The 25,653-nt window shown below is 61.9% G+C and carries 26 protein-coding genes and 1 riboswitch; of the genes, 19 read left to right on the top strand and 7 right to left on the bottom strand.

Translation table 11 applies throughout. The annotated features are described in order from the left end of the window. The first annotated feature begins 98 nt into the window (after nucleotides 1-98). Genes ANI01nite_RS10415 through ANI01nite_RS10400 form a run of 4 tightly spaced genes read left to right on the top strand, consistent with a single transcriptional unit; the run spans nucleotide 99 to nucleotide 3,903 of the window. Nucleotides 99-1,025, top strand: coding sequence for an ABC transporter ATP-binding protein (locus ANI01nite_RS10415; RefSeq protein ID WP_141357867.1), 927 nt, complete (start codon nucleotides 99-101; stop codon nucleotides 1,023-1,025). 4 nt (nucleotides 1,026-1,029) lie between these two features. Further along, entirely contained in the window at nucleotides 1,030-1,872 is an 843-nt protein-coding gene (locus ANI01nite_RS10410) for an ABC transporter permease (protein ID WP_052253942.1), read from the top strand. 34 nt (nucleotides 1,873-1,906) lie between these two features. Continuing rightward, complete coding sequence (locus tag ANI01nite_RS10405; protein WP_141357865.1) at nucleotides 1,907-3,202, top strand: sensor histidine kinase; 1,296 nt, start codon at nucleotides 1,907-1,909, stop codon at nucleotides 3,200-3,202. Beyond that, entirely contained in the window at nucleotides 3,160-3,903 is a 744-nt protein-coding gene (locus ANI01nite_RS10400) for a response regulator (protein ID WP_073707168.1), read from the top strand. Before ANI01nite_RS10405 ends, ANI01nite_RS10400 begins: the two co-directional genes overlap by 43 nt. 70 nt (nucleotides 3,904-3,973) lie before the next feature. Here ANI01nite_RS10400 and ANI01nite_RS10395 read toward each other — a convergent pair whose 3' ends face one another. Continuing rightward, nucleotides 3,974-4,360, bottom strand: coding sequence for a LapA family protein (locus ANI01nite_RS10395; RefSeq protein WP_141357863.1), 387 nt, complete (start codon nucleotides 4,358-4,360; stop codon nucleotides 3,974-3,976). Nucleotides 4,361-4,601: 241 nt separating this feature from the next. On the opposite strand from ANI01nite_RS10395, the gene ANI01nite_RS10390 reads away from it, so the two are divergent. From ANI01nite_RS10390 to rplI, 8 genes are all read left to right on the top strand, one after another. Next, nucleotides 4,602-5,882 (top strand): M18 family aminopeptidase, encoded by a 1,281-nt coding sequence (locus ANI01nite_RS10390; RefSeq protein ID WP_141357861.1) that lies wholly within the window; start codon nucleotides 4,602-4,604, stop codon nucleotides 5,880-5,882. Nucleotides 5,883-5,977: 95 nt separating this feature from the next. Continuing rightward, the gene (locus ANI01nite_RS10385; RefSeq protein ID WP_038992773.1) at nucleotides 5,978-6,529 is read left to right on the top strand and encodes an LURP-one-related/scramblase family protein; all 552 of its coding nucleotides are present in this window, start codon (nucleotides 5,978-5,980) and stop codon (nucleotides 6,527-6,529) included. Between the two features lie 140 nt (nucleotides 6,530-6,669). Then, on the top strand, nucleotides 6,670-7,161 hold the full coding sequence (locus ANI01nite_RS10380; RefSeq protein ID WP_038992774.1) for a helix-turn-helix domain-containing protein: 492 nt from the start codon (nucleotides 6,670-6,672) through the stop codon (nucleotides 7,159-7,161). A gap of 115 nt (nucleotides 7,162-7,276) precedes the next feature. Next, nucleotides 7,277-9,367 (top strand): acyltransferase family protein, encoded by a 2,091-nt coding sequence (locus ANI01nite_RS10375; protein WP_141357859.1) that lies wholly within the window; start codon nucleotides 7,277-7,279, stop codon nucleotides 9,365-9,367. Nucleotides 9,368-9,537: 170 nt separating this feature from the next. Then, entirely contained in the window at nucleotides 9,538-9,834 is a 297-nt protein-coding gene (gene rpsF / locus ANI01nite_RS10370; RefSeq protein ID WP_038992775.1) for a 30S ribosomal protein S6, read from the top strand. A gap of 55 nt (nucleotides 9,835-9,889) precedes the next feature. After that, nucleotides 9,890-10,459, top strand: a complete 570-nt coding sequence (locus ANI01nite_RS10365) for a single-stranded DNA-binding protein (RefSeq protein ID WP_013350684.1) — start codon at nucleotides 9,890-9,892, stop codon at nucleotides 10,457-10,459. Between the two features lie 62 nt (nucleotides 10,460-10,521). Next, on the top strand, nucleotides 10,522-10,761 hold the full coding sequence (gene rpsR / locus ANI01nite_RS10360; protein WP_013350683.1) for a 30S ribosomal protein S18: 240 nt from the start codon (nucleotides 10,522-10,524) through the stop codon (nucleotides 10,759-10,761). Between the two features lie 17 nt (nucleotides 10,762-10,778). Next, nucleotides 10,779-11,237, top strand: a complete 459-nt coding sequence (rplI, locus tag ANI01nite_RS10355) for a 50S ribosomal protein L9 (protein WP_141357857.1) — start codon at nucleotides 10,779-10,781, stop codon at nucleotides 11,235-11,237. A 180-nt stretch (nucleotides 11,238-11,417) separates the two neighbouring features. On the opposite strand, the gene ANI01nite_RS10350 is transcribed toward rplI, so the two are convergent. After that, nucleotides 11,418-11,783: an SPW repeat domain-containing protein gene (locus ANI01nite_RS10350; RefSeq protein WP_073707165.1), complete on the bottom strand. Its 366-nt coding sequence runs from the start codon at nucleotides 11,781-11,783 to the stop codon at nucleotides 11,418-11,420. A gap of 307 nt (nucleotides 11,784-12,090) precedes the next feature. On the opposite strand from ANI01nite_RS10350, the gene ANI01nite_RS10345 reads away from it, so the two are divergent. Beyond that, entirely contained in the window at nucleotides 12,091-12,396 is a 306-nt protein-coding gene (locus tag ANI01nite_RS10345; RefSeq protein WP_073707164.1) for a helix-turn-helix domain-containing protein, read from the top strand. 205 nt (nucleotides 12,397-12,601) lie between these two features. Beyond that, on the top strand, nucleotides 12,602-14,119 hold the full coding sequence (scpC, locus tag ANI01nite_RS10340; protein ID WP_174787682.1) for a succinyl-CoA:acetate CoA-transferase ScpC: 1,518 nt from the start codon (nucleotides 12,602-12,604) through the stop codon (nucleotides 14,117-14,119). Between the two features lie 93 nt (nucleotides 14,120-14,212). On the opposite strand, the gene ANI01nite_RS10335 is transcribed toward scpC, so the two are convergent. The 5 genes from ANI01nite_RS10335 to ANI01nite_RS10315 form a co-directional block, all read right to left on the bottom strand. Then, nucleotides 14,213-15,271, bottom strand: coding sequence for a PQQ-dependent sugar dehydrogenase (locus tag ANI01nite_RS10335; RefSeq protein ID WP_141357853.1), 1,059 nt, complete (start codon nucleotides 15,269-15,271; stop codon nucleotides 14,213-14,215). Between the two features lie 7 nt (nucleotides 15,272-15,278). Further along, nucleotides 15,279-15,869, bottom strand: a complete 591-nt coding sequence (locus ANI01nite_RS10330; protein ID WP_141357850.1) for a dihydrofolate reductase family protein — start codon at nucleotides 15,867-15,869, stop codon at nucleotides 15,279-15,281. Nucleotides 15,870-15,963: 94 nt separating this feature from the next. After that, the gene (locus ANI01nite_RS10325; protein WP_255314499.1) at nucleotides 15,964-16,188 is read right to left on the bottom strand and encodes a hypothetical protein; all 225 of its coding nucleotides are present in this window, start codon (nucleotides 16,186-16,188) and stop codon (nucleotides 15,964-15,966) included. Nucleotides 16,189-16,360: 172 nt separating this feature from the next. After that, complete coding sequence (locus tag ANI01nite_RS10320; protein ID WP_121867704.1) at nucleotides 16,361-16,777, bottom strand: PaaI family thioesterase; 417 nt, start codon at nucleotides 16,775-16,777, stop codon at nucleotides 16,361-16,363. Between the two features lie 15 nt (nucleotides 16,778-16,792). Further along, a complete protein-coding gene (locus ANI01nite_RS10315; RefSeq protein WP_141357846.1) occupies nucleotides 16,793-18,400 on the bottom strand; it encodes a long-chain-fatty-acid--CoA ligase in 1,608 nt (535 codons plus the stop codon). 237 nt (nucleotides 18,401-18,637) lie between these two features. On the opposite strand from ANI01nite_RS10315, the gene ANI01nite_RS10310 reads away from it, so the two are divergent. From ANI01nite_RS10310 to ANI01nite_RS10290, 5 genes are all read left to right on the top strand, one after another. Then, entirely contained in the window at nucleotides 18,638-19,810 is a 1,173-nt protein-coding gene (locus ANI01nite_RS10310) for a helix-turn-helix domain-containing protein (protein ID WP_255314498.1), read from the top strand. 112 nt (nucleotides 19,811-19,922) lie between these two features. Further along, complete coding sequence (locus tag ANI01nite_RS10305) at nucleotides 19,923-21,719, top strand: NAD(P)-binding domain-containing protein (protein ID WP_371858958.1); 1,797 nt, start codon at nucleotides 19,923-19,925, stop codon at nucleotides 21,717-21,719. 287 nt (nucleotides 21,720-22,006) lie between these two features. After that, a riboswitch (SAM riboswitch) is annotated at nucleotides 22,007-22,124 on the top strand. A 94-nt stretch (nucleotides 22,125-22,218) separates the two neighbouring features. Beyond that, nucleotides 22,219-22,719, top strand: coding sequence for a flavin reductase family protein (locus ANI01nite_RS10300; RefSeq protein ID WP_073707159.1), 501 nt, complete (start codon nucleotides 22,219-22,221; stop codon nucleotides 22,717-22,719). Nucleotides 22,720-23,575: 856 nt separating this feature from the next. Next, on the top strand, nucleotides 23,576-24,931 hold the full coding sequence (dnaB, locus tag ANI01nite_RS10295; RefSeq protein WP_141357843.1) for a replicative DNA helicase: 1,356 nt from the start codon (nucleotides 23,576-23,578) through the stop codon (nucleotides 24,929-24,931). A gap of 61 nt (nucleotides 24,932-24,992) precedes the next feature. Beyond that, nucleotides 24,993-25,653: ZIP family metal transporter (locus tag ANI01nite_RS10290; protein ID WP_141357841.1), on the top strand; the 661-nt coding region annotated here is incomplete at its 3' end.

The raw sequence follows: 25,653 nt of genomic DNA, 5'->3' as shown, positions 1-25,653 counted from the left end.
GACCCACGATTGGCCCAGCTGCCCTCACCCTTTCGGGTGAGCCCTAAATCAGCATTGCGGGCGGTGATAGCTGGGCGCCAAGTCCCTAGGCTGGAAGCATGATCCAGGCTCAGCAGTTGACGAAGAAATACGGTGGAAAAACCGTGGTCGATAATGCATCGTTCACGGTGCAGCAGGGAATGGTGACCGGGTTCCTCGGCCCCAACGGCGCCGGCAAATCCACCACCATGCGCATGATCGTGGGATTGGCAGCGCCTACCAGCGGAGAAGTGCTGGTCAACGGGCGCGATTTCAAGAAGTCCAGGCATCCGCTGACCGAAGTCGGCACCTTGCTGGAAGCCAAATCGGTCCACAAGTCCCTGACGCCGCTGGCGCATTTGCGTGCCATGGCGGCTACTGCAGGATTGCCGGTTTCCCGAGTGCACGAAGTGCTGGAAGTGACCGGGTTGTCCAGCGTCCAGCGCAAGAAAGTCGGCGGCTTCTCATTGGGCATGGGCCAGCGGCTTGGCATTGCCACCGCCCTGCTGGGAGACCCGCAGGTCCTGATCCTCGATGAGCCGGTCAACGGGCTGGATCCCGAAGGCGTGGCGTGGGTCCGCAATCTGGCCCGCCAACAGGCTGCCGAAGGCAAAACCGTGTTCATTTCCTCCCACCTGATGAGCGAAATGGCCCAGACCGCCGATCACCTGATTGTGATTGGCCGTGGCCGGATCATGGCCGATGCGCCGATCAGTGAATTCATCGATAACGGCCTTGACCAGACAATTGTGCGTTCAGCAGACATTGAGGTGCTGATGAACGCGCTGAACGGAGACGGCGTCCAGCTGCGCCGGATCGACGAGCATGGCGTGGAAGTCACCGGTCCCGATTCAGTGACCATTGGCCGTCGCGCACTGGAATACGGTGTGGTGCTCAGCGAACTGCGTCCGCTGCAGCGCACCCTGGAAGACGCCTACATGGAATTGACCCGTGATGCCGTCGAATACCACTCGAGTAATGTAGCCGAGACTGGCGGCGGGAAGTAAAGACATGTCTGAGAAATTAGCAACCGCACCGCGCGGCAAGGTCTCCCTCTTCGGCGTGCTGCGCAGCGAATCCATCCGTTTCTTCTCCCTGAATTCCACCCGCATCCTGATTCTGCTGGCCATCGTGCTCTATGCGGCCATCGCGGCCATCGGCACCTGGGGCATCGGATCGCTGCGGGCCAGCATGGGCGGCATGGAGCAGATGCCGGGCATGGAGGACCTGGCGGCTCCGGGATTCGCCTCCGAGCTCATGGGTTCGGGCCTGGTCTTCAGCCAACTGATCCTCGGCGTGCTCGGTGTCCTGCTTTTCAGCGGGGAATTCACCACCGGTTCAGCGGTGAGCACCTTCCTCGCCAGCCCGCAGCGCCTGCGCGTGCTGGCTGCCAAGACCATCCTGATCACCGTCGTGACCGCCGGCGTCCAGATCGTCAGCTCGCTTCTGGCCTTCGCCATCAGCAAGCCGATTGCCGACAACTACCAGATGGACCTGGATTTCGGCAGCGACGCCTTCCAGCGGGTTCTCTGGTACGGGGCGCTTGCGGTGGCCATGGCGGCGCTGATCGGTTTGGCGCTCGGGATGATGCTGCGCAATTCGGCTGGAGGCATCACCAGCCTCGCTGCCCTGTTCTTCGTCTTGCCGATCATCCTTTCCATCCTGACCAGCATCACCGACTGGGCACAGCACATCGCGAAGTTCACCCCCGACCAGCTGGGCATGGCGTTGGCGACGCCTTCGAGCGTCGTCACCGACTTGGAAAGCTGGCAGCAGCTGCTGGGCGTCGCAGGCTGGATTGTGCTTCCGCTGGCGCTGGGTGCGGTCCTGCTGGCCAAGCGGGACATCAAATAGTCCAGAGCGTGACCGAGAAAACTAGACTGGAAGCATGAGCCAACCGACGCTGCAGGAAACTGTGGTCACCTTCGATGAACTGGCCGCCAAGCGGATGGGCCGGATACGCCGCTATTTGCGTACCCACCCGCGCTTGGTGGTCATCGGTGCGGTAGTCATCTACCTGCTGCTCACGCTGCCAGGCGTCTTGGTGGTGGCGGCAATGCCCGAATCCAATGCGACCGGCCTGCTGGTCGTCACCCTCGACGTCAGCGCCGCCCTGCTCTACCGGCGCAGGGCGCCGATGACGGTGATCATCCTGGTGTTCCTCTTCGAGTGCCTGGCCCTGGTGATTGCTGGACCGCAGGGCGGTCTCGGCGGGGTAGGCATGATCATCGCCCTGTATACCGTCGCCACCAGCTATTCGGCGAAGCGGACCATCCCGCTGTCCATCCTGGCCGGAAGCTTCCAAACCGTCCTGATGGTGCTGATGGGCTTCCCGGACATGACCGGCATGGAATTCGACCCGCAGGATGGAATCGATGAAACGATCTTCACCCGCGTCATCATCGCGGTCTCGGGCAGCTTCATCATCGGCTTCTACATCGCCGCCGCAGCGGTAGGCATGAACGTGCGCAACGCGCGCATCCACGAAGCTGAGCTGAATCACTGGGCTTCGCAGGTCTCCGTACTGGCCCAGGTGCAAGAGCGCAACCGCATTGCCCGCGAAATGCATGACGTGGTTGCCCACTCGCTGTCGGTGATGATCGCCCTGTCCGAGGGGGCGCGGGTGGTGGCCAAACGCGATCAAGCCCGCGCCGATGAAGTGCTCAACGAGCTTTCCGGAACCGGCCGCGCCGCCCTGGCAGATATGCGCCGCATGCTCGGCGTGCTGCGCCAAGAAGAATCCGGGGAGCTCGCGCCGCAGCCTACCGGCGGCAATGTGGAGCAATTGCTCGAAGGATTCCGTACCGCAGGCCTGCCGGTCACCTATACGCATGCGGGCGATCCGCTGCCGGAAGACACCACCTTCCAGCTGACGGTCTTCCGCATCATCCAGGAGTCCTTGACCAATTCCTTGCGCTATGCCCGTAACGTAAGTGATGTGCAGGTGCGCCTGGAGCAACGCCGCGGGGAACTGCGCATGGAAATCATGGACAACGGCGATGCAACGCGAGTTCCGAGCATCGGCAGCGGGCGCGGGCTGCGCGGCATGCGCGAACGCGCGGCGCTCTTTGGCGGAACGGTAGATGCCGGACCGGTAGCCAGCGGCGGATGGATCGTCAAAGCGGTCCTGCAGCTGCCCGAATGCAGCTTGCAGAACGAGAGCCGGAAGGCAGTGAAGGAATAAGCGTGGAAGAGAAAATCAAGGTCCTGCTGGTCGATGACCAGCCCCTGCTGCGCATGGGATTCCGCCTCATCCTCGAAGGCGAGGAGGATATCGCCATCGCCGGGGAAGCTGTCGACGGTCTCGATGCCCTGGCCCAGACCGCGGCGCTGAAACCCGATGTGGTCCTGATGGACGTGCGCATGCCCAACATGGATGGCCTGGAAGCCACCGAACGCATCGCCAAGGACTACCCCGAAACGAAGATCATCATCCTGACGACCTTCGACCTGGACGAATACGCCTTCTCGGGCCTGCAGGCAGGAGCCAGCGCATTCCTGCTCAAGGATGTCGCCCCGGAAGAACTGGTCCAAGCGGTGCGCCTGGTGGCGTCCGGCGACGCAGTCGTGGCACCGCGGGTGACCGCACGCCTGCTGGAAACCTATGTGCGCAACGGTGGCGCCGGGAACCGCAGCCAGCCGGCCGAGACTCCGCACGACCCGCTGCTTGATGACCTCACCCCGCGTGAGCAGGAAGTGCTGCGTGCGCTCGCCGAGGGGCTGTCCAACGCCGAGATTGCCCACCGGTTCTTCCTGTCCGAAGCGACGGTGAAAACCCACGTGCGGCGCATCCTGACCAAACTGCACCTGCGCGACCGCGTCCAAGCGGTCGTGTACGCCTATGAGACCGGGCTGGTCATTCCATCCCAGGGCCTGGATTACTAGGCGGCGCCGAGGCAGCAAAACGGCCGCCGGGCGAAACCCATTCGGGTTCCGCCGGCGGCCGTGAAGTTTACTAGCGCTTTTTGGCCTTGCTCCGCTTCTTCGCGGTGGCGCGCAGCTGGATCACGCGGGCCACCCCGGCGATTGCCACCACGAGGGCGCCGCCAATTGCGGCGAAGAATAATGCCAGACCGAGGTTGACCTGTCCCTGGTACGCGAAGTAGTTGAGGGTCACCTGCTCCTGGTTCTGGGCAATGAAGATGATCAGCAGGATCAGCACGATCAACCCGAAGATCGTGGCAGTCCAGATGCGGCCCAACTTGGTCACCGGGAGCTTTTCTGCACCGGCAGGTTTTGCCGGCTGGACCGTGGAAGTCGCTGGTGCGGTGGGCTCCACGTCGTCCTCGCGTGCTGCTGCTGGAATATTCTTCTGCTCTGGTGTTCGATCAGCCGTAGCCATGATGAGCTCGCTTTCCTTGTCTGGCGGGACTGCTTTCAGCTTCGTCGACAGCTAGCCGCCAAGTCAAGCACTGGATCGGGGTGTCCGGCAGGTTGCCAGCGAGGCCGGAGGTCCAGCCGGACACCAGCAAATGTGGTTCAGGCTACTAAGCTGGGAGGCAACTCGACTTTTCAGGCGGGAACCAAAACCTGAAGAACCGTCTGACAAACATCTCTTGACAGAAAGAAGTGAGCAACCAGCCATGGCACAAGCCGCAGCAATGGCCCACATTGCAGATCTGGCCGAATACGTCGCAACCTCGCCATCGAGCTACCACGCCGCCGCCTCGGCAGCGAAGCGCCTGGACGCTGCTGGATTCACGGCGCTGGACGAGAAGCAGGCGTGGAACCTTGGCCCGGGCTCCTACTACGTGGTCCGCGACGGTGCGATCATCGCGTGGGTGCAGCCAGAAGCTGCCACCGCAACGAGCGGTTTCCATATCCTCGGTGCCCACACCGACTCACCGGGCTTCAAGCTCAAGCCGAAGCCGACCACCGGCTCCAACGGCTGGTGGCAGGCAGGCATTGAAGTCTACGGCGGACCGCTGCTGAACTCCTGGCTGGACCGCGAATTGGTGCTTGCCGGCCGGCTGGTGCTCAAGGATGGTTCCGAGCACCTGGCCCAGACCGAACCGATCCTGCGCATCCCGCAGCTGGCCATCCACCTGGACCGCCAGGTCAATGAGGGCCTCACCCTGGACAAGCAGACCCACACCAATCCGATCTTCGGCGCCGGTGACCTTGCGGATGCCGACATCCTGGCGATCCTGGCGAAGTCTGCAGGTGTCGACCCGGCACAGGTCGCCGGCTACGACATCCTGACCGCACCAGCGCAGCGCGGCGAGGTCTTCGGAGAAGGCAAGAACTTCTTCGCCGGCTCCCGCCTGGATAACCTCTCCTCGGTGCATGCAGGCCTGATCGCATTGATTGGACATTCGCGCAAACCAGCAGGCAACCGCATTGCCATGCTTGCCGCCTTCGACCACGAGGAACTGGGTTCCTCCTCGCGCTCGGGCGCCTGCGGCCCCTTCCTGGAAGAACTGATCAACCGCATCCAGGCATCCATGGGCGCAGGGGTTGAAGACACCGCCCGTGCGCTGTCGAATTCGGTATGCCTGTCTGCGGATGCCGGCCACGCGGTTCACCCGAACTACCCGGAGCGGCACGATCCGGCCAACCGCCCGCAGCTGAATGCCGGTCCGCTGCTGAAGATCAACGCCAACCAGCGCTATGCCACCGATGCGGTGGGTGCTGCCGCATTCGCCAACTGGTGCGAGGCCGCTGGAGTTCCCTACCAGGAGTTCGTATCCAACAACCGCGTACCATGCGGTTCGACCATCGGCCCGTTGACCGCAACCCGGCTGGGCATCCGCACCCTTGACGTGGGTGTGGCGCTGCTGTCCATGCACTCGGCCCGCGAGATGTGCGGCGTCGACGACCCATGGTACCTGTCCAAGGTCTCTGGCGAGTTCTTCGGAGCCTAGGGCATGGCATTGCGGAATGCCGGCCTTCGGGCCGGCTTTCCGTGTCCCGGCTCGAACCTCGTCCGCCGCGCCTGATCGGTGGCATAATCGGCACCATGACGATCTTCAGCCAGAACACGTTGATCTTCCAGCAGACGAAGAACTTCTCGAAGAACGACTTCGCGATTCTGGATTCCTCCGGGACGCAAATTGCCCACGTGGATACCGGCGGAAGCACGCTGGGGCGCATGTTCGTCGGGGCTCGCGAACTTACTGTCTTCGATGGTCCGGATAATCCGGTGATCGTCGTCAAGGACACGATGACCATGGGCCGCGATCGGTTCGAAATCCTTGACGGCAATGGTTCCCCGCTGGCCAGCTTGGTCAAGAGGATTACCTTCTTCAAGACGAAGGTTTCCATCTCGATGCTGGGAGAAGAGCTCGAGCTGCTGGGCAGCATCTGGGACTTCGACTTCCAGATCACCGGTCCCGGGGGAGTCCTGGGAACCGTGACCCGGGAATGGTCCGGAATGGGCAACGCCTTGATGGGGAAGTCAACCTACGCCGTGCGCCTGGCCGAAAACCTCACAAGGCAGCAACGCCAAGCAGTGATCGGTTCGGTGCTGGCGCTGGATTTGATCCGTGAAAAGCAACAGCGCAATTCCTGACTGAATCGAAATAGTCGTCGGCAGGAATACTTCCTTTTAGTAGGCCAATAACGGTTCTGAGGCGCTGTCGTGTTGCAGTCGGGTAACTTTCGCGTTGATGTCGTGGTGCTTTCGCAAAGCCATTGGCTAGCGTGAGTCCCATGAATGAATCACGCATCGCACAGCTTCGCCGCATCAAGGGCTGGACGCAAGAACGCCTAGCCGCAGAAAGCGGGATTACTGTCAGGACGGTCCAACGGCTCGAAGCCGGAAACGACGCGAGCCTGGAAACCATCTCCCAGGTTGCCAAGGCACTGGATGTACCGGTTGGAGACCTCTTCACGAGCGTCCAAACCCCAAAGTTCTCTGAGGCCGTGGACGGGCTCGAAGCGCGAACCCAAGCGGATCAAGAACGCCGGGATTCGGTCACCAAGGGGATCCTGCTCGTGTTCCGCGGCGTGGGCATCCTGGTCACTTTCGGCACGGTCATCTTGGCAACCACCGGCAACTTCGGCTGGTACATCTGGTTGCTGATCCCGGTGTACTGGGGCGTCGGGAAGCTCCTGCTTGAAGCCGTCTTCCGGTTGAGCCTCGATCCCAAGCTTGATGCCAAGTACCCGCTATCCAGGGCGAATCGGAAACTACTGAGCTAGGGGCGGGCTCTGAAGCGGGAACCTCGGGCCGCTCATGAGGTTCCCACGGGTCGTTAGAGTGCCTGTTGCCCGTTGATAACCTGCCGTTTACCCCCTGCTGGTCTGATCAATGACTATGAGTTCGATTTCCCCGCAGGTCAAGAATTTCCGTCCGGAGATCCAAGCGCTACGCGCCTTGGCAGTTCTGCTGGTCGTGGCCTATCACCTTGAGCCATCCGTGGTTCCGGGCGGCTATATCGGCGTCGACATTTTCTTCGTCATCTCGGGCTTCTTGATTACCTCGCACCTGCTGCGCGAGGCCGAACGCACCGGCCGGGTCAGCCTCCCGAACTTCTTTGCCGGTCGAGCGCGGAGAATCCTCCCGGCGGCCATGCTGGTGATCCTGGCAGTGGTCGCGGCAAGTTTCGTGATCCTGCCCAAGACCCTGTGGGGCGAGTTGGGCACCCAAGCCATCGCCTCAGCCTTCTCGGTGCAGAACTGGGTGCTCGCCGCCGACTCCGTCGATTACCTGGCCGCGGACCAGGCTCCCGGGCCGTTGCAGCATTTCTGGTCCTTGGGTGTCGAGGAGCAGTTCTACCTGTTCTGGCCGCTGCTGGTTTTGTCCGCCTGCCTGATGGCCAAGCCGGGGCCGGACGCTAGCGGCGCGGATGCTTTCGCTCCGCGGCGCCGCATGCTCTGGATCTTGTTCGGGGCCGCCACACTTTTGTCTTTGGGGTACTCGGCCTTTGCCGGCTACTCAGGCAATAGCGCCGGATACTTCATCACCACCACGCGCATTTGGGAACTTGCCGTCGGTGGACTGCTGGCCTTGGCAGTGCAGGCGCACGCCAACGGCGCCTTGAAGCTCCCAGCCTGGGTCACCAGCTGGCAGGCCAGGAACCTTGCCGTGCTCGCGGCCTTGGCAGCGATCTGCTTCGCTGCTTTCAGCTACGACGCACTGACGGTCTTCCCGGGCATCGCGGCCTCCATCCCGGTTCTTGGCTGCGCCGTGGTGATCGCCGCGGGCAGCACGCGAGGCCCTGGATCCTTGCATCCCTTGGTGAACTGGGCTCCCGTCCAGTGGGTAGGCCTCGCTTCGTATTCGCTGTACCTGTGGCACTGGCCGCTAATCGTGTTCTACATCGAACTGGCGGGCAGCGAGCCCGGGCCGGTGCAGTCGCTGGCGTTGCTGGCAGGTTCCCTGCTGCTGGCCTGGGCCAGCTTGAAGTGGGTCGAGACGCCTGCGCGCCACTTCCGCCCGATTGCAAGTTCGCCGGCCCGCTCCCTGCTTGCCGGGGCTGTGATGGTCGGGTTGGCGGCGTCCATCGCGCTCTTGCCAGGTGTCATGCAGCAGCAACTTGTGGCAAAGGAGCAGCGTGAGCTGGGTGCGATGATGCAAGACCCGCCAACCGGTTTCGGCGCGGCCTCCGTCGACCAGGGGGCACCGGCGTTCCTTGCCGGCCACCGGCAGGTAGTCCCGCTGCCCGCGACGGCCGCCGAAGACCAGCCCGAGCTGGGGGATTGCGTCCAGGAGCCGAAGTCCACGCAAATCAAGGAGTGCGAATTCGGCAGCGAGGATGCCAGCTACACCGTGGCGCTGGTCGGGGATTCCCACGCCGCCCACTGGTTCGAGGCAGTCAGTGGCTACGCCCAGAGCAAGGGCTGGAAGGTCGTGACCTACCTGAAGAATTCCTGCCCGTTCTCCGACGCCCAGCGCAAGGCGGACCGGGATGGCAGCATCAACTGCGAAGAAGCCATCGACCAGACCATGGATGCGTTGACCTCGCGCGATGACATCAACGCGGTGATCACCGCGAACTGGGGAGGTGCCACATTTACTACCGACGCGGCACAGGGCTTGGCCTCGACGTGGTCCGCGTTGGAAGATGCGGGCCTGCCGGTCTATGCCATTGTCGATACCCCGCGTCCACCGCAGGATTCCTATGCGCGGGACTGCGTAGAGGAAAACGTGCAGGATCCAGGCGAGTGCTCCTTCCCTGAAGCGGGAGCCTACGAAAAGGGCGATGCCACCAAGCAGGCCGCCGAACTGGAACCGCGCGTCGAGGTGCTCGACTTCAGCGACTACTTCTGTGTGGACGGAACGTGCCCGGCAGTGGTGGGGAATGTCTTGGTCTACCGGGACAAGCACCACATCAGCGATACCTACATGCGCACCTTGGCCCCGATCTTCGGTGAAAGGATCGAGGCTGCCCTGGATTCCAAGTAGCCGGGCATGATCTAGGACACCAAGCCTTATGCAAGTTCGGGTCTCTCGGGTAGGATTGGAAGGTCTGTGCCACTGCATGCCCGAAAGTTGGGTGTCTGGTGCGCAGATAACGCAAGAACCTCCTGTTGCGGAAATACCGCGACCGTTTAGCCCAAAGGAGGTGGGTTCACATGCGTGCTTATGAACTTATGGTCCTCATTGATCCAGAGGTCGATGACCGCACCGTAGAGCCAACCATCGAGAAGTACCTCGAGGTTGTTCGCTCCAACGGTGGCACCATCGAAAAGGTTGATGTCTGGGGTCGTCGCAAGATGGCTTACGAGATCAAGAAGAAGGCAGAAGCCACTTACGTAGTGGTGAACTACACCGCAGAACCAGCCGCTTCCGCTGAGCTTGAGCGCCAGCTGAAGATCAACGAGCTGATCCTGCGCCACAAGGTCACCCGTCCGGAAGAGGCACGCGTTTAATTACGCGCAACCTTCCGTCGTAGGAATTAACGTTCAATCTTTCTAAGGAGAGTCAATGGCAGGCGAGACTGTTATTACCGTTATCGGAAACCTGACTGCCGATCCGGAGCTGCGTTTCACGCCGTCCGGCTCAGCCGTAGCGAACTTCACGATCGCTTCGACTCCTCGCACGTTTGACCGCCAGTCCAATGAGTGGAAGGACGGGGAAGCCCTGTTCTTGCGCGCATCGGTGTGGCGCGAAGCTGCAGAGAACGTTGCCGAGACGCTGACCAAGGGCATGCGCGTCATCGCCCAGGGTCGCCTGCGTTCACGTTCTTACGACACCAAGGAAGGCGAACGTCGCACCGTCATGGAGCTTGAAGTCGATGAAATCGGCCCATCGCTCCGTTTCGCGTCGGCCAAGGTCACCCGTACCCAGCGCTCCGGCGGTGGCAACGGCGGCTTCGGCAACGGTGGTGGAGGCTTCTCCAACGCACCGCAGCAAAGTGCACCAGCGCAGGCTCCGCGTCAGCAGCAGCCGCAGCAGGGTGGCGGATGGAATGCTCCAGCCGCTGACCCATGGAGCACCGGCGGAAACAACGGTGGCGGCTGGGGCAACCCGGGCGCAGACGAACCACCTTTCTAAACAATATTTATTCACCATCCCGCAGATCACTCTGCGGGCTCCAAAGCTAAAGGAGCTCCACGATGGCTAAGGCTGAAATCCGTAAGCCCAAACCAAAGTCCAACCCATTGAAGGCCGCTGACATCACCGTCATCGACTACAAGGACACCGCACTGCTGCGCAAGTTCATCTCCGACCGCGGTAAGATCCGCGCTCGTCGTGTAACTGGCGTTTCCGTCCAGGAACAGCGCAAGATCGCACAGGCAATCAAGAACGCACGTGAAGTTGCCCTGTTGCCTTACTCCGGCGCTGGCCGCGGCTAAGGAAGAGGGATAGCAAAATGGCAAAGATCATTCTGACTCACGAAGTATCCGGTCTCGGTTCTGCTGGCGATATTGTCGAGGTAAGGAACGGCTACGCCCGTAACTACCTGCTGCCACGCGGCTTCGCAATCGTCTGGACCCAGGGCGGTGAGAAGCAGGTGGAGTCGATCAAGGCTGCACGTGCTGCTCGCGCTGTTGCAAACCTTGAGGAAGCTCAGGAACTTGCAGCCAAGCTGAAGTCCCAGCCGGTGAAGATCACCATCAAGGCTGGCTCGAACGGCCGCCTGTTCGGCACCGTCAAGACCACCGACATTGCTGCTGCCGTCGAGGCTGCCGGTCTGGGCAAGATCGACAAGCGCAACATCGAGGTCAACGACCACATCAAGTCGACTGGCAACTACACCGCAACCGTTCGCGTACACGAGGACGTTGTTGCAAACCTGCGCCTGCAGGTTGTAGCTGCCGCCAAGAAGTAAGTCTTCCAGACTCCGCTTCTGATCAAGAGGTGGCGTGCGCTCCGCAAGGAGTGCACGCCACCTCTTGGCGTTAACCCTCCGGGTCCAGCCAAGGTCGAGTCGCATCCGCCGAGTGCCGGGATTAACGCCAGATGGCCGCGATGCCAGGGCAACGCGGCCATCGATCGGGATTCCAGTTACTCAGTGCGCCATCCGGGATCCACCAGCTGCATGGTGCAGCTCCATGGCAGGGGAAAGCGCGAGCAGGCCGGCGACGATGCCGACACCACCGCAGATCCACGACATCCATGCGGCGCCGGCGAAATCGGTGAACGATCCCATCCACGGCGAAGCGAACAGCAGTGCGCTGGCGATGGCCAGTGCCCATTCCATGGAAACCAGGCGCGGCATCATGACGCTCCAAACACCGGTGACCACCATGAGCAAGCCGAAGACCAGCATCAGCGTCATCGAGGTGCTGGTTCCATCAAGCCAGGTGGTTGAAACCGCGGCAACAATACCTGCCGCAACGCCGACCCAGTCTTGCCACCGAGTCCATTTCTTCATTGCTAATACCTCCAACATCCATCGCAGAGGGCTCCTTGGCGGGAGTCGATTTAAATGTAGGTTCGCGGTTGCCGACGCACAATCCGATTTCGGGAGCATTTTGGTAAAGGCTTGGCCGTCATTGCCGTATTTCCCTCTGGCCACTTGGCGATGCCAGCCTGTTTCCGGTCCACCGCGGGTTTGCGCATAATTCACCAAATCGCCTTGTGAAAGGCGCGTCTTAAACGTTGGCATTGGATGCCCGGGCTCGTAGCCTCGAAGGTGAATGCGTTCTAAGCCAGCGTGATCGAGAGAAACGGTGGAACAAATGGGTTTTGCGTATGCCGATCCTGAAGTCTTGACCGAGGCCCAGCGCGAAGCTGTGGCTGAGCATCAGCGCCGTGTCCAGGTCGAGTCCCGGCGCCTGTCGTTGCGTGCACTGCGCGAAGAAGCAGAGCTGAGCCAGGTTGAGCTGGCCGGCGCGATGAAGCTGAGTGTCGACCGCATTGCCCGCATGGAGACCGGCGATCTGGATCGGGTCCAGTTGGCGACCTTGCGCCGCTACGCAGAGGCCATGGGCGCCCGCCTGCAAGTGCGGGCGATCCTCAAGGACATGCACGCCGAAATCGGCTAGCGATCCCAGTCGCCCGCAACAATTCCCACGCGGCTTTTCCCGACCGACCGGTCAACGCAAATTGGCCCCAGCTCGTCGATAAATATGCCACCCATCGCGCAGAAGCGCCCGGTGAGGTCTGAGTCACTGCGCCGAACCCGCTAAAGTATTCCGGTGAGATGCAGGTTATAGACCCGCATCACAAGGAAGTTCTAAAGGGGTTATTTTGCACAAACGTATTCACCACCGGGCCTTTGCTGATCGCTTGATGAGTGCCGAGCAGGCTGCCGAGTTCATCAAGCCGGGCATGACCGTAGCCATGAGCGGTTTTACCGGTGCTGGATACCCTAAAGCAGTGCCCGGGGCATTGGCTGCCCAGATGGAGCGCAAGCACGCTGCCGGCAAGGACTTCAAGATCAACGTGCTGACTGGCGCTTCCACCGCCCCTGAACTGGACGGCGTGCTGGCCAAGGCCGAGGGCATGAACCTGCGCCTGCCGTACATGTCCGATCCCGAGCTGCGCCGCCGGATCAACGACGGCAACATGGAGTACATGGACATCCACCTGTCCCATGTGGCACAGCACGCCTGGTTCGGCTTCTACGGCAAGATCGATCTGGCCATTGTCGAGGTTGTCGGCGTCACCGCGGAGGGCGCCTTGATCCCTTCCAGTTCGGTAGGCAACAACAAGACTTGGCTGGAGATGGCCGACAAGGTCATCATCGAGGTCAACAGCCAGCAGTCCGCGGCCATGGAAGGCATGCACGACGTCTACTACGGCACCGCGCTTCCTCCGCACCGCAAGCCCATCGACTTGACCACCGTGCGCGACCGCATCGGACAGCAGTACATGGACGTCGACGTGAACAAGATCGTCGCCGTCGTGGAAACCGACGCACCTGACCGCCTGAGCCCCTTCGCGCCAGTGGACGAGACCAGCGAGAAGATCGCGGATCACCTGCTGACCTTCCTTGATTCCGAGATCCGCGCCGGACGCCTGTCCGAGAAGCTGCTGCCTCTGCAGTCGGGCGTGGGCAATATCGCCAACGCCGTGCTGGCCGGCCTGTCCCGCGGCGGCTACAAGGGCCTGACCGCCTACACCGAGGTCATCCAGGACGGCATGCTGGAGCTGATCAAGGACGGCACCATCGAGTTCGCCTCCGCCACCAGCTTCTCGCTGTCCTCGGAGGGCATCGAGGAATTCAACCGCAACGTCGACCACTACCGCAAGCGCATCCTGCTGCGCGCCCAGGAGATCTCGAACCACCCGGAGATTATCCGCCGCCTGGGCTGCATTGCGCTGAACGGCATGATCGAAGCCGACATCTACGGCAACGTGAACTCCACCAACGTGCTCGGCTCGCACGTGATGAACGGCATCGGCGGTTCGGGCGACTTCGCCCGCAACGGCTACCTGTCGGTGTTCATGTCCCCATCCACCGCCAAGGGCGGCAAGATCTCCGGCATCGTTCCGATGGCCTCCCACGTGGATCACACTGAGCACGACACCATGATCCTGATTACCGAGCAGGGCCTGGCCGACCTGCGCGGGCATTCGCCCAAGCAGCGTGCGCAGACTGTCATCGATAACTGCGCGCACCCGGAGTACCGCCCGATGCTGCAGGACTACTTCGACCGCGCCTGCAAGGAGAGCTACGGCAAGCACACCCCGCACCTGCTGGGCGAGGCGCTGTCCTGGCATGAGCGCTTCCGGCAGACCGGAGACATGCGCCCGGCCAACTAGGCTGGACTGGATCAGATGGCGGAGGGCCGGCACCATGGTTCCGGCCCTCCGTCATTTCCATGGGATCCGGCCGCAGGGACGGCTTGGCGGAGATTATCCAGTGGGTGACTGCGGAACGAGCTTGATGCCCAGGATCTGGTCATCCTGCGGGGTCGGGTTGCCGCGGCCGTCGGTATTGCTGGTCAAGACCAGCAGGTCCCCATTCTCGGACAGCAAGGCATCGCGCAGCCTCCCATGCTCTCCCTCCAGCAATTCTGATTGGCTATCGGGTGAATCCAGGCTGACGCTGCGCAGGAGCGCTCCGCGCAGATTCGCCACGTACAAGGTATCGTCGACAATCGCGATGCCGCTGGGGCTCGCCTCGGACGGCGCCCACTGCGCGATCGGATCAGTGTACTGATCCGTTGTGCCGCCGGATCCCTCGACCAGCGGCCAGCCGTAATTGCCTCCGGCCTCGATGATGTTCAACTCGTCCCAGGTGTTCTGCCCGAACTCGCTGGCATACATGGTCCCGTCCGAGCTCCACGCCATGCCCTGCACATTGCGGTGCCCGTAGCTGTAGACATAGGTTCCTGAGAATGGATTATCGTCCGGGATGCTGCCATCCGGTGCCATGCGCAGTATCTTGCCGCCCAATTGCTGGAGGTCCTGGGCCTGCTGGGGGTCCGCCGCGTCCCCGACGGAGGCATAGAGCATGCCATCGGGCCCGACTGCCAGCCGCCCGCCATTGTGGATGCTCGCCGACGGCAAGGCGGAGAGCAGCGTGCGCGGTGCCGAGAGCGAAAGGCTTCCCGCGGTGCCCTGCACGGTGAACTGCTGGATGCGGTTGCCTGATTCCGTGGTGGAGTAGGCGTACAGCTGATCGGGGGCGAGGAAGGCCAAGCCGAGCAACCCGCCTTCGCCCTGGGCTGCCACGCCATCGACCCGAGCGACTTCCTGATGCTGCCCGGAATCCAGGATTTCCACGATGCGTCCCGAATCCCGTTCGCTGACCAGCAAGCTGCCTTGGGCGTAGACCATTGACCAGGGGGCTTCCAGACCGGTGGCCAGGGGAGCGGGCGTGCTGGCAGGCTGGTCGCTGGCGGTCGGTGCAGCGCACCCATTGAGCAGGAGCATGCCAACCAGCGTCCAAGGAAAGAGGATGCGAGGCATGGTGCTGCTAGCTGTGTGCTGGTTGATGGCGCGTCGGACGATAGGTCAACTCCAGGATCCGGCCGTCCAGCAGCTTGGAATCGACAAGTTCCAGGTCGTAGTCGTCCACCCCGCCAAGTACAGGAGCTGAGCCGCTGTGCCCGGTCAGCACGGGGAAGATGGTCACCTGGATGAAATCGACCAGGCCTGCCGCGAGCAGGGAATGGTTCATGGCGAGAGAACCGTGGGAGCGCAGCGGCACATCCGAGGTTTCCTTCAGCCGCGCGACGACTTCCAGTGCATCAGCGCGCTCCAGTGTGGGGTTGGGCCAGTTCAAAGGCTCTTCCAAGGTGGTGGAGATGACGGTGGCGGGCTTGTCGTGCAAGGCTACGCCCCACGCGTCTTCCACCTCGGGATTCATTTCGATTTCTTCCCAGAAGCGGCTGAAGAGGCGGAACGTGTTGGCTCCGAAGACTACTCGGCATGCTGGCGTATACAGTTCGAGCCGATGGGCCAGCAGCTCCGGCCCTTGCTTTCCCCAATAGCCGCCCCAATCGCTTCCGGCACTGCCGAAGCCATCAAGGCTGCTGAACACATCGAAGGTATAGGTCGCGCTCATGGCGAACCTCCTGGAGCTCGGGCGTTAGATGCCACCTACCGTACGCAGGTGCTCGCAGAGGGAAAAGCAGTGACGCGGGATTCTCAGGGAACCGTTATGGACCCTGGACCACGGTGACCACGACGGATAACAGCTGCACAACCAGCAGGCCGAAAGCCAGCGAGATGAGCGCCCATCCAAAGCTCTTCTTCAACGCAGCCACGATGCCTCCCAATAAGCCAAAGGCAGTGGGCAGGAGGAACATCCAGACTGGTTTTGGCGTCCCCGTGTCTGCCCAGTCAATGAGGGCCAGGGCAGAAGCAAGCGCCAATCCCATCATTACCCAAGTCCATAGCGGACATTTGCCGACGAGTATATTTGCGGAGACCTTCAATTGCGCACCTTCTTCCCGCCTTTGGCAGCACTGCATCTGTGCATTGCGGGCGCACTACATGAAATGCACGCTCACTGTGCTGGACATGATGCGCATCTTATGAATCTTCTGCTTGACGTCATTCCTTGGGCAAGTCCACATTCTGGGTACGAAGCTGGCCACGGGAGAGCTGCTTGCCGGTGGCTTCATCGGTGATGATGACCTCCCAGAGCTGCTGGGTGCGCCCTTGGAACAGCGCAGTGGCGACCACCTGGACCCGCGCCCCGGTGGATGGGCGCAGGAAGTCAGTGGCATTGTGCACTCCAACGGCGAATTGCCCGCGTTCGGCCACCGCATAGCTGGCGCCAACCGACCCTGCACTCTCGATCATCGAGGCGTACACGCCGCCATGGACCACGCCCCACGGAGTGTGGTGGTTCTCGTCCAATTGCGCGTGGGCACGTACTTCAGTGGCAGTGATTTCATCGAATTCCAATCCGATGCTTGCGCTGAATCGGCTGGTCTTGTCGGGAATCCGTGGTGCTGGCTTATCCAATTAGTGATCCTCGGGCTAGTTCGTCGTGCTGTCTTCAAGCGCCTGGGCGCGCAGAACATTCTTCTGCACCTTACCAGTGGAGGTGCGCGGCAGATCCTGCGGGAAGACGATGGTGCGCGGCACCTTGAATCCGGCCAGCTTTTCGCGGGCGAAGCGAATCAGGGTTTCGGCATCCAGGGTGGATCCGCTGGTGCGGATGACATAAGCCACCGGGCGCTCGCCCCATTTCTCGTCGGCGACGCCGATGACTGCAAGGTCCAGCACTTCTGGGTGCGATGCGAGGGCCTGTTCCACCTCGATGGTGGAGATGTTCTCGCCGCCGGAAATGATGATGTCCTTGGCCCGGTCGCGCACCTGGATGTAGCCGTCCGGGTGCATGACGCCGAGGTCGCCGGTGTGGAACCAGCCGCCATGGAAAGCTTGGGCGGTGGCGGCGTCGTCGCGGTAGTAGCCGATCATGACGTTATTGCCGCGCAGCACGATCTCGCCCATGGTCTGCCCGTCTGCCGGGACATCGTTCATGTTCTCGTCGACAATGCGCGCGGACTCGGCGGTGATCATGCCAACGCCCTGGCGGGCGAGCTTCGCTGCCCGGGCCGGCCCATCGATCTCATCCCACTCATCCTGGTATTCGCACACCGTGTACGGCCCATAGACTTCGGTCAGGCCGTACACGTGGACTACTTCGATGCCCAGATTCTGCAGCTTGGAGATGATGGCCGGGGATGGCGGAGCGCCAGCGGTGGTGATCCGCAATGGCGCATCAAGCTGGTGGGCGCGGGTGGAGTCGGCGATGATGGAGCAAACGGTCGGGGCGCCGCACAGGTGCGTGGTCCCCAGATTCTCGATGGCGTCCCAGACCGCATCCTCGCGCACGCCGCGCAGGCACAGGTGGGTTCCTCCTGCTGCGGTAACGGCCCATGGGGTGCACCATCCATTGCAGTGGAACATCGGCAGGGTCCACAGGTAGCGGGTCTTGGCGGTGAAGCCCTGGTGGTGCGCTTCGCCCAAGGAATTCAGGTAGCTGCCGCGGTGCGAGTAGAGCACGCCCTTCGGCTTGCCGGTGGTGCCTGACGTGTAGTTGAGGGTGATCGGCGCCCGCTCGTCGGCTATGGCATAGGGAAGCTTCTCATCCGAGGCTTCTGCGAGCAGCTCGTCCAAGGTGGCGTCCACTTGCACTTCGGGACGCGGTCCAGAGTACTGGTCATCGGTGATTTCAATGAGCGCCTCCAGCGTCGGGTTCTCCCGGCGCAGAGTCTTCGTATTCTCCAGCAGCTCGGTGTCGGCAAGCATCAGCTTGGTAGCCGAATGATCAATGATGTACTGCAGCTCGTGGGCCGAAAGGCGGGTATTCAGGGCAATGAGGACGCCACCAGCCAGCGGTACGGCGTAATGCGCCATGAGCATTTCGGGAGTATTCGGTGCCAGCACGGCCACGCGGTCGCCCGGTTCAATGCGTGCCTTCAGCGCCTGGGCAAAGCGGTGCACGCGTACTTCGAGTTCCGCGTAGGTGTAGCTGCGAGTTCCATGGATGACGGCGGTCTTCTTCGGATAGGCCTCGGCTGTGCGCTCAAGGAAACGCAGCGGGGTCAGTTCTGAATGGTTTGCACGGGTCATGACCATGGGGTGACGTCCTTTGTTCTCTGTTACTGTTCCGCTGCAGCCGGGTTCGCCGGCTCGGAATGTGGAATGGATCACACTGATTCATATCGTGGCATGAAACTGCAGTTCTATCTACGAAACGAAGTTTCATTTCGTTGAATGGATGCATTGCAGCGCCGAGTGCACAGCAGTGGCGCTGGCATGCAGGAAAGGACTGCAAGTCTTCCCCTAGACCAGGATGCATGCCATTCTCTAAGCATGACACCTGTCCGCACTCCTGCTGCCCAGAGCCTGCAAGCTGCGCTCGGCGCCAGTGTGGATCCACTGGGTTACGCCCGGCAATTGCTGCCCTTGCATCGCGCCTGGTCCGAGGGCGCGCGCATCCGGAGCGAGGTGCGTCCGGTCATTGCGCGCTCCTGGAAGCGGGCTCCGGGCCGCGGTGGAGAATCCAGGTTGCTGCCGGAGGACCAGCTGGCTGCTCGCCGGCGGGGCAACCAGGAAATGTCGATTCTCGGCGAACTGCTGGGCGACCGGCTCCTGCCCCTGGCAGGGCAGGCAGAAAACCAGCTGGTCATCACCGACGGGGAAGGCTACATCCTCTCGGTGCGCGGCCCGCGCGCCGTGCGCCGGCAAAGTGACGGTATCGGCTTCATTCCTGGAGCGCGCTGGCGGGAGGCGGATGTGGGAACCAATGGCATCGGCACGGTTATGGTCGAACGGATTCCCATGCAGGTCTTCGGCCCGGAGCATGCCCGCGAGGAGCAGCATGCCTGGGTGTGCACCTCGGCGCCGATCGTCAACCCGGCCACCGGCGCCTTGGTGGCCACGGTGACTCTGGCTGGGTCCTTCCGTACCGCGCATCCGCACACCCTCGCGCTGGTTTCCGCGACCGCGCGGGAGGCCGAGGGTGAGCTACTGCGGCTGCACCAGCTGGAGCTGGACGAGCTGCGCAGTGCCGTGGATGGCCCGGGCGGACGCTACGTGCTGGTGGATGGGCATCTTGCCGTGGCCGCCAGCCGAGGATTCGACTGCCCGGCACGCCTCCCTGTGCCTGGGGGGCTGCAGGAGGGCAACGTCTGGGTACGCGGTCTGGGCGCCATGCACGCCGCACCGGTCCCCGGGGGATGGTTACTGCGTCCCGTTGCGGAGCGGGTAGTGCTGGAACTGTGCTCCGGCCCGGTGCCGAAGGTGGTGATCAGCGTGGGCTCGGAACGCACCGAAGTGCCCCTGGGGTGGCGGCATTGGCAGATCCTGGAGCTTCTAGCCCGTCGGCACCAGGGTGTCGATGCGGACGGGCTCGCTGAGCTGTGGCCTGGGCCCGTGAGTGCGGTGACGGTGCGCGCCGAGGTGTCACGGCTGCGTGCCAAGCTCGGCGGAATCATCGCCGCGCGCCCATACCGGCTGACCGTGCCGGTGGTCTTCTCCTGCTGACATCGCGCAACCTTTTGCAACCCTTTCTTCTTGTGATCCACGTCATAATCTGGATTCCACGCGGCAGGGCACCTGACGCACCAATTAGACGGTTCCAGAAAGAAATGAAGTGATGACGATGGCCGAGAACTCCCCGGAAACCCAGGCACGATCATGGCTGGCGAAGCTGCAGCAGGCGTTGTCGGCCAGTGATTCCGCCGCCGCAGTGCAAATGTTCGGCGAGGAATCCTACTGGCGCGACCTGACCTCGCTGACTTGGAACCTGCATACCGCGGAGGGGCGCGACGGCATCCAGTCCATGCTGCTGGGCATCGATGCCGGGGCCTGGCCGCGCAACCTGCAGGTGACCAGCGCCACGGAAGCCGAGGGCGTCATCGAGGCCTGGTTCACCTTCGAGAACGACGCGGTGCAGGGCAAGGGCCTGTTCCGGTTGCGGGACGGGTTGGGCTGGACAATGCTGTCCACCGCGCAAGGACTGCGCGACTTCCCCGAGCCTTCCGGGGCGCGCCGCGAATTGGGGGCGGACCACGGGGCGGACATGGTCTCGGAGAACTGGCTGGACCGGCGGAAGAAGGCCCAGGAATCCTTGGGAATCACTGAGCAGCCCTATGTCCTGGTCATCGGCGGCGGCCAGGGCGGCATCGGCCTGGGTGCGCGGCTGAAGCGCATGGGCGTGCCCGCGCTGATCATCGACAAGCATCCCAAGCCCGGCGACCAGTGGCGTTCGCGCTACCACTCCCTGGCCCTGCACGACCCGGTCTGGTACGACCACATGCCGTATATCGAGTTCCCCGACCACTGGCCGGTGTTCACCCCGAAGGACAAGATGGGGGACTGGCTGGAGTGCTACACAAAGCTCATGGAGCTGGACTACTGGTCCCTGACTGAGGCGGTGGGCGCACGCAAGGACTCCGAAGGCGAGGGCTGGATCGTCGACGTCATCCGCGACGGCCAGCCGCTGACCCTGCGCCCCACCCATCTGGTCCTGGCCACCGGCATGTCAGGCATCCCGAACCTGCCGCAGTACCCGGGGCAGGACATCTTCGCCGGCGAGCAGAACCACTCTTCGACCCATCCTGGCGGCGAGGCCTACCGGGGCAAGAACGTGGTGGTGATCGGGTCGAACAATTCAGCCCACGACATCTGCGCCGACCTGGTGAACAACAGAGCGAAGCCGGTCATGGTGCAGCGCTCCAGCACCCATATCGTGCGTTCCGAATCGCTGATGAAGACCGTGCTCGGCCCGCTGTACTCGGAGGAGGCGCTGGCCAACGGGATCGACCACAATACCGCGGACTTGATCTTCGCCTCGATCCCGTACAAGGTTCTGCCCGAGTTCCACAAGCCGGCCTTCGCCCAGATCCGCGAGGATGACGCTCAGTTCTACCAGTCGCTGACCGATGCCGGGTTCGATCTGGACTTCGGGGACGACGACTCGGGCCTGTTCCTGAAGTACCTGCGCCGCGGTTCGGGCTACTACATCAACATCGGCGCCTCGGAGCTGGTGGCCGATGGTTCCATCGCCCTGGCCAAGGGAGAAGTCTCGCACCTGACCGAGCATTCCGTGGTACTGGCCGACGGCACCGAGCTGCCCGCCGATGCGGTGGTCTACGCGACCGGTTACGGCTCCATGAATGGCTGGGCCGCGCAGCTGATATCCCAGGAGGTCGCCGACGAGGTGGGCAAGTGCTGGGGACTGGGGTCGGGCACCACCAAGGATCCCGGACCGTGGGAGGGGGAGCTGCGCAACATGTGGAAGCCGACCAGAGTCAAGAACCTGTGGTTCCACGGCGGCAACCTGCACCAGTCGCGCCACTACTCCAAGTACCTCGGGCTGCAGCTCAAGGCCCGCTACGAGGGGCTGGACACCCCGGTGTACGCACTCGCCGAAAGCTTCCACCGGCTCTGAAGCGCGGAAGTACCTGAGGTTTCCCGGCCCGCCTGGACCGTGATTGGTCCGGGCGGGCCGAGGCTCGTTGCCAACCGGCAGAACAGGTACTGGGGGCCGAACCGGTCAGGGATCCCGTTGCAAGCCGGTTCCTCAGCATTAAGGCGAGCAGGACATGATTTGTGGCGAACAAATGAGCGATTGCGACCAGAAATGACCGCAGTTCACCGAATGAATGCCGGAGTATTTCGATTTAAGAAGTGAATTGTTTGACGCTGCTTCGTAATCACCCATATTGTTTTAAGCAGAATCAAGAGCATCAGCTATAAGCCCTGGCTTGCTGATCGGCAACCCTCTCAACGGTAGTGGGGTGCTCCAGGTGAGGATTCGGTTCCACGCAAAAACGTGCTGGAACAAGTACCGCACACGGCGCGGAACTCCAACTCTGGCGGCTTCGAGAAGCAAGAAGCTCCGGCGTGCGGACTACTGCGCGGTGGGCAAGACCCGAAGGAATCGAGCCATGTCATTGAATCTTGAACTTGACCCGTTGACCCTGCGCAAGGTTTTCGCTCAGCATCCGTCAGGCGTAGCCGCCCTCTGTGCAGAACTCGATGGCGAGAAAACCGGCATTGTGGCTTCGTCATTTACCGTGGGTGTTTCCCTCGAGCCAGCACTGGTGATGTTCGCCGTGCAGAAATCCTCGAATACGTGGCCAAAGCTGCGCAACGCTGGCCGCATCGGCGTTTCGGTGCTCAGCGAACGCAATGAAGGAGTCTGCGCTCAGATCGCTTCCAAGAACGGCGACCGATTCCGAGGAATCGACACCTATTCCTCGGAGCAGGGCGCACTGTTCATTAACGAGTCCACGCTGTGGCTGGAAACCTCGATTTACAACGAGGTCGAAGCGGGGGATCACTGGGTGATCTTGATGGAAGTCCACGGGCACCGCATCTCGAAGCACTCACCGCAGATCTTCCACGATTCGCGCTTCCATTCACTGCCGGTTCCCGAGCTCGTCTAAGCCCTTCTGAACTTCCAAAGCTTCGGCCAGATCAACGTATTGATCTGGCCGAAGCTTTTTTGATTTCGAGGCCTGCGGAATCACTTTATCCTTGCGCCAATCTGAAAACTAGGCGCGATGCCTCTTGATCTCCGGGCGCACCGGCAGCAACCCTGGACTACATGCAGCCCATGCACTGCGGGCAAGTTCGACGTGTAATTGCACTTCCACTGCAGCTGATTGCGGAGGTAAATCGGCGGCAGTGCGCCAAGAGCGCAGTTACGGCTTCAAATTCACGCAACGCCACGTCGGCGACATCAAGTTATCCACGGCCCTGAGCGGTGAAATTCTTGTCGGTTGTGAACTACTTCGGGCTCGGAGCCTTGATAGCGAACAATAATCCGTGGTGACTAAGGGTTTTGCAAAATTAACAGTATCCACAGTGTTATCCACAAAACTGTGGATGAAGTGTGGGGAAATGTGAACAAAGGAGCAAAAACCCCGGAAACTGGGCGATTTCGGGTGTTGATAACCTCGATGTGGTTGGCGTGACCTTCAATGAATTAACTTTCTTTCCACAAGTGTGAAAATGCAAATAGCCTAGTCAATCGGTGTTACCGGTGTGTAGAGTGGGGTAATCCACAGGGTTCTCCCCAGACTGTGAACAGGGGAGTCCACAGGTAGCGGTGTGTTATCCACATATTCTGTGGATAATGAGGTTTACGCCTGTTAATAACAGCCCTAGTGTTGGCTTCGGGAGAGAAATATCCACAGGCGCTTTACAGCTAAATGTCCGTATCGACTGACATGATGAAGCGTTGCCATGAGGGCAAGGAGAATTTTCCCAGCGGGTCAATAGGGGATGGAAGTGTCTGCAATGAGTGCTGAGCCGGTTTACGAAGGACGGGAATCCGACGCAGGGCGCAAACCGCCACAGGATATCGAGGCCGAAATGTCGGTGCTCGGCGGCATGATGCTTTCCAAGGATGCGATTGCCGACGTCGTTGAATCCATCCGCGGCACCGACTTCTACCGTCCCTCCCACGAATCCATCTACGAGGCAATCGTTGACCTCTACGGCCGCGGCGAGCCAGCCGATGCGGTCACCGTAGCCGACTTGCTGACCAAGCGCGGCGAAATCTCGCGCGTGGGTGGCGCTGCCTACCTGCACAACCTCATCCAGCAGGTTCCCACTGCGGCGAATGCCGGGTACTACGCAGAAATCGTGCACGAACGCGCAGTGCTGCGCCGGCTGGTTGACGCCGGTACGCGCATCGTCCAGATGGGCTACTCGCCGGATGGCGAGGTCGACGCAATCGTCAACGAAGCCCAGGCCGAGGTGTACAAGGTTGCCGAGAACCGCAGCAGCGAGGACTACGTGCGCCTCTCGGACATCATCGAAGACACGGTCGACGAGATCGAGAACGCGGCCAACGCGGGCGACGGCATCACCGGCGTGCCCACCGGCTTCTACGAATTCGACGAGCTGACCCAGGGCCTGAAGGGCGGCCAGATGATCATCATCGCTGCCCGTCCCGCCGTCGGCAAGTCGACCTTCGCGCTGGACTTCGCCCGTTCGGCTGCCATCAAGCACAACATGGCCACCGTGTTCTTCTCCCTGGAAATGGGCCGCAACGAAATTGCGATGCGCCTGCTCTCGGCCGAAGCGTCTATCCAGCTGCAGGACCTGCGCAAGGGCTCGGTGGAAGATGCGCAGTGGACCAAGATCGCCACGACCATGGGCCGGCTCAACGAAGCCCCGCTGTTCATCGACGATTCGCCGAACATGTCCATGATGGAAATCCGCGCCAAGTGCCGCCGGCTCAAGCAGCGCAACGAGCTGCGCATGATCATCCTCGACTACCTGCAGCTGATGAGCTCGGGCAAGCGCGTGGAATCGCGCCAGCAGGAAGTCTCGGAGTTCTCGCGTAACCTCAAGCTACTGGCCAAGGAGCTCGACGTGCCGCTGATCGCGCTGTCGCAGCTGAACCGCGGATCCGAGCAGCGCACCGACAAGCGGCCCATGGTCTCGGACCTGCGTGAATCGGGTTCGATCGAGCAGGACGCCGACATGGTCATCTTGCTGCACCGCGACGACGTGTACGACAAGGAAAACCGTCCGGGCGAGGCCGACGTGATCATCGCGAAGCACCGTGCAGGTCCGACCAAGACCATCACCGTGGCCTTCCAGGGCCACTACTCGCGTTTCAATAACATGTCCAACGAGGGTTAGTCCCAGTCAGAACTCATATGGCACCTACTAACCCGGCTCATTGCTGGCTATAGTGGGTGCCATGTTCGCTTCGTTGCAGGCTTTGCTTTGGGGCACCGTGGCCGGGTCCGCCCTGCTGCTGGGGTCCGGTGCTGCCTGGTGGCTGAAGATCCCCAAGGTCTGGGTCAGCGCCATCATGGCCTTCGGCGCCGGGGTCCTGATCAGCGCCCTGGCCTTCGAGCTGGTGCTCGAAGCCTATGGCACCGGTGGCCTTGGTGCGACGCTGGGCGGTGTGATCGTGGGCGCTGCCTTGTATTTCGGTGCGAACCGGCTGCTGGACTGGCGGACTGGAAAGCGGCAGGCGCAGCGCGCAGACGAGCAGGATTCGTCCGGATCCGCGCTCGCGGTCGGCGCGCTCATCGACGGCATTCCAGAATCCGTGGCCCTGGGACTGACCGTTGTTGCCAGCGCAAGCATTAATCCGGCAATGCTGATCGCCATTTTCATCTCCAATGTCCCCGAGGGCCTGGCGAGCACCGCCCAGATGAAAGCGTCCGGGAAGAAGGGGTCCTCGATCGCGTTGCTCTGGGGCGCCATCGCCATTTCCTGCGGCATCGCGGCCTTCCTCGGAGCCCTGCTGCTGGAATCCATGCCCGGCGAGGTGCTGGCTTTCGCCACCGCCGTCGCTGCCGGAGGCATCTTGACGATGATCGCCGACACCATGGTTCCCGAAGCCTACAAGG

The organism is Glutamicibacter nicotianae, assembly GCF_006539525.1.
GTDB classification, from domain to species: domain Bacteria; phylum Actinomycetota; class Actinomycetes; order Actinomycetales; family Micrococcaceae; genus Glutamicibacter; species Glutamicibacter nicotianae.
This window is presented reverse-complemented; position numbering and strand designations above follow the sequence as displayed.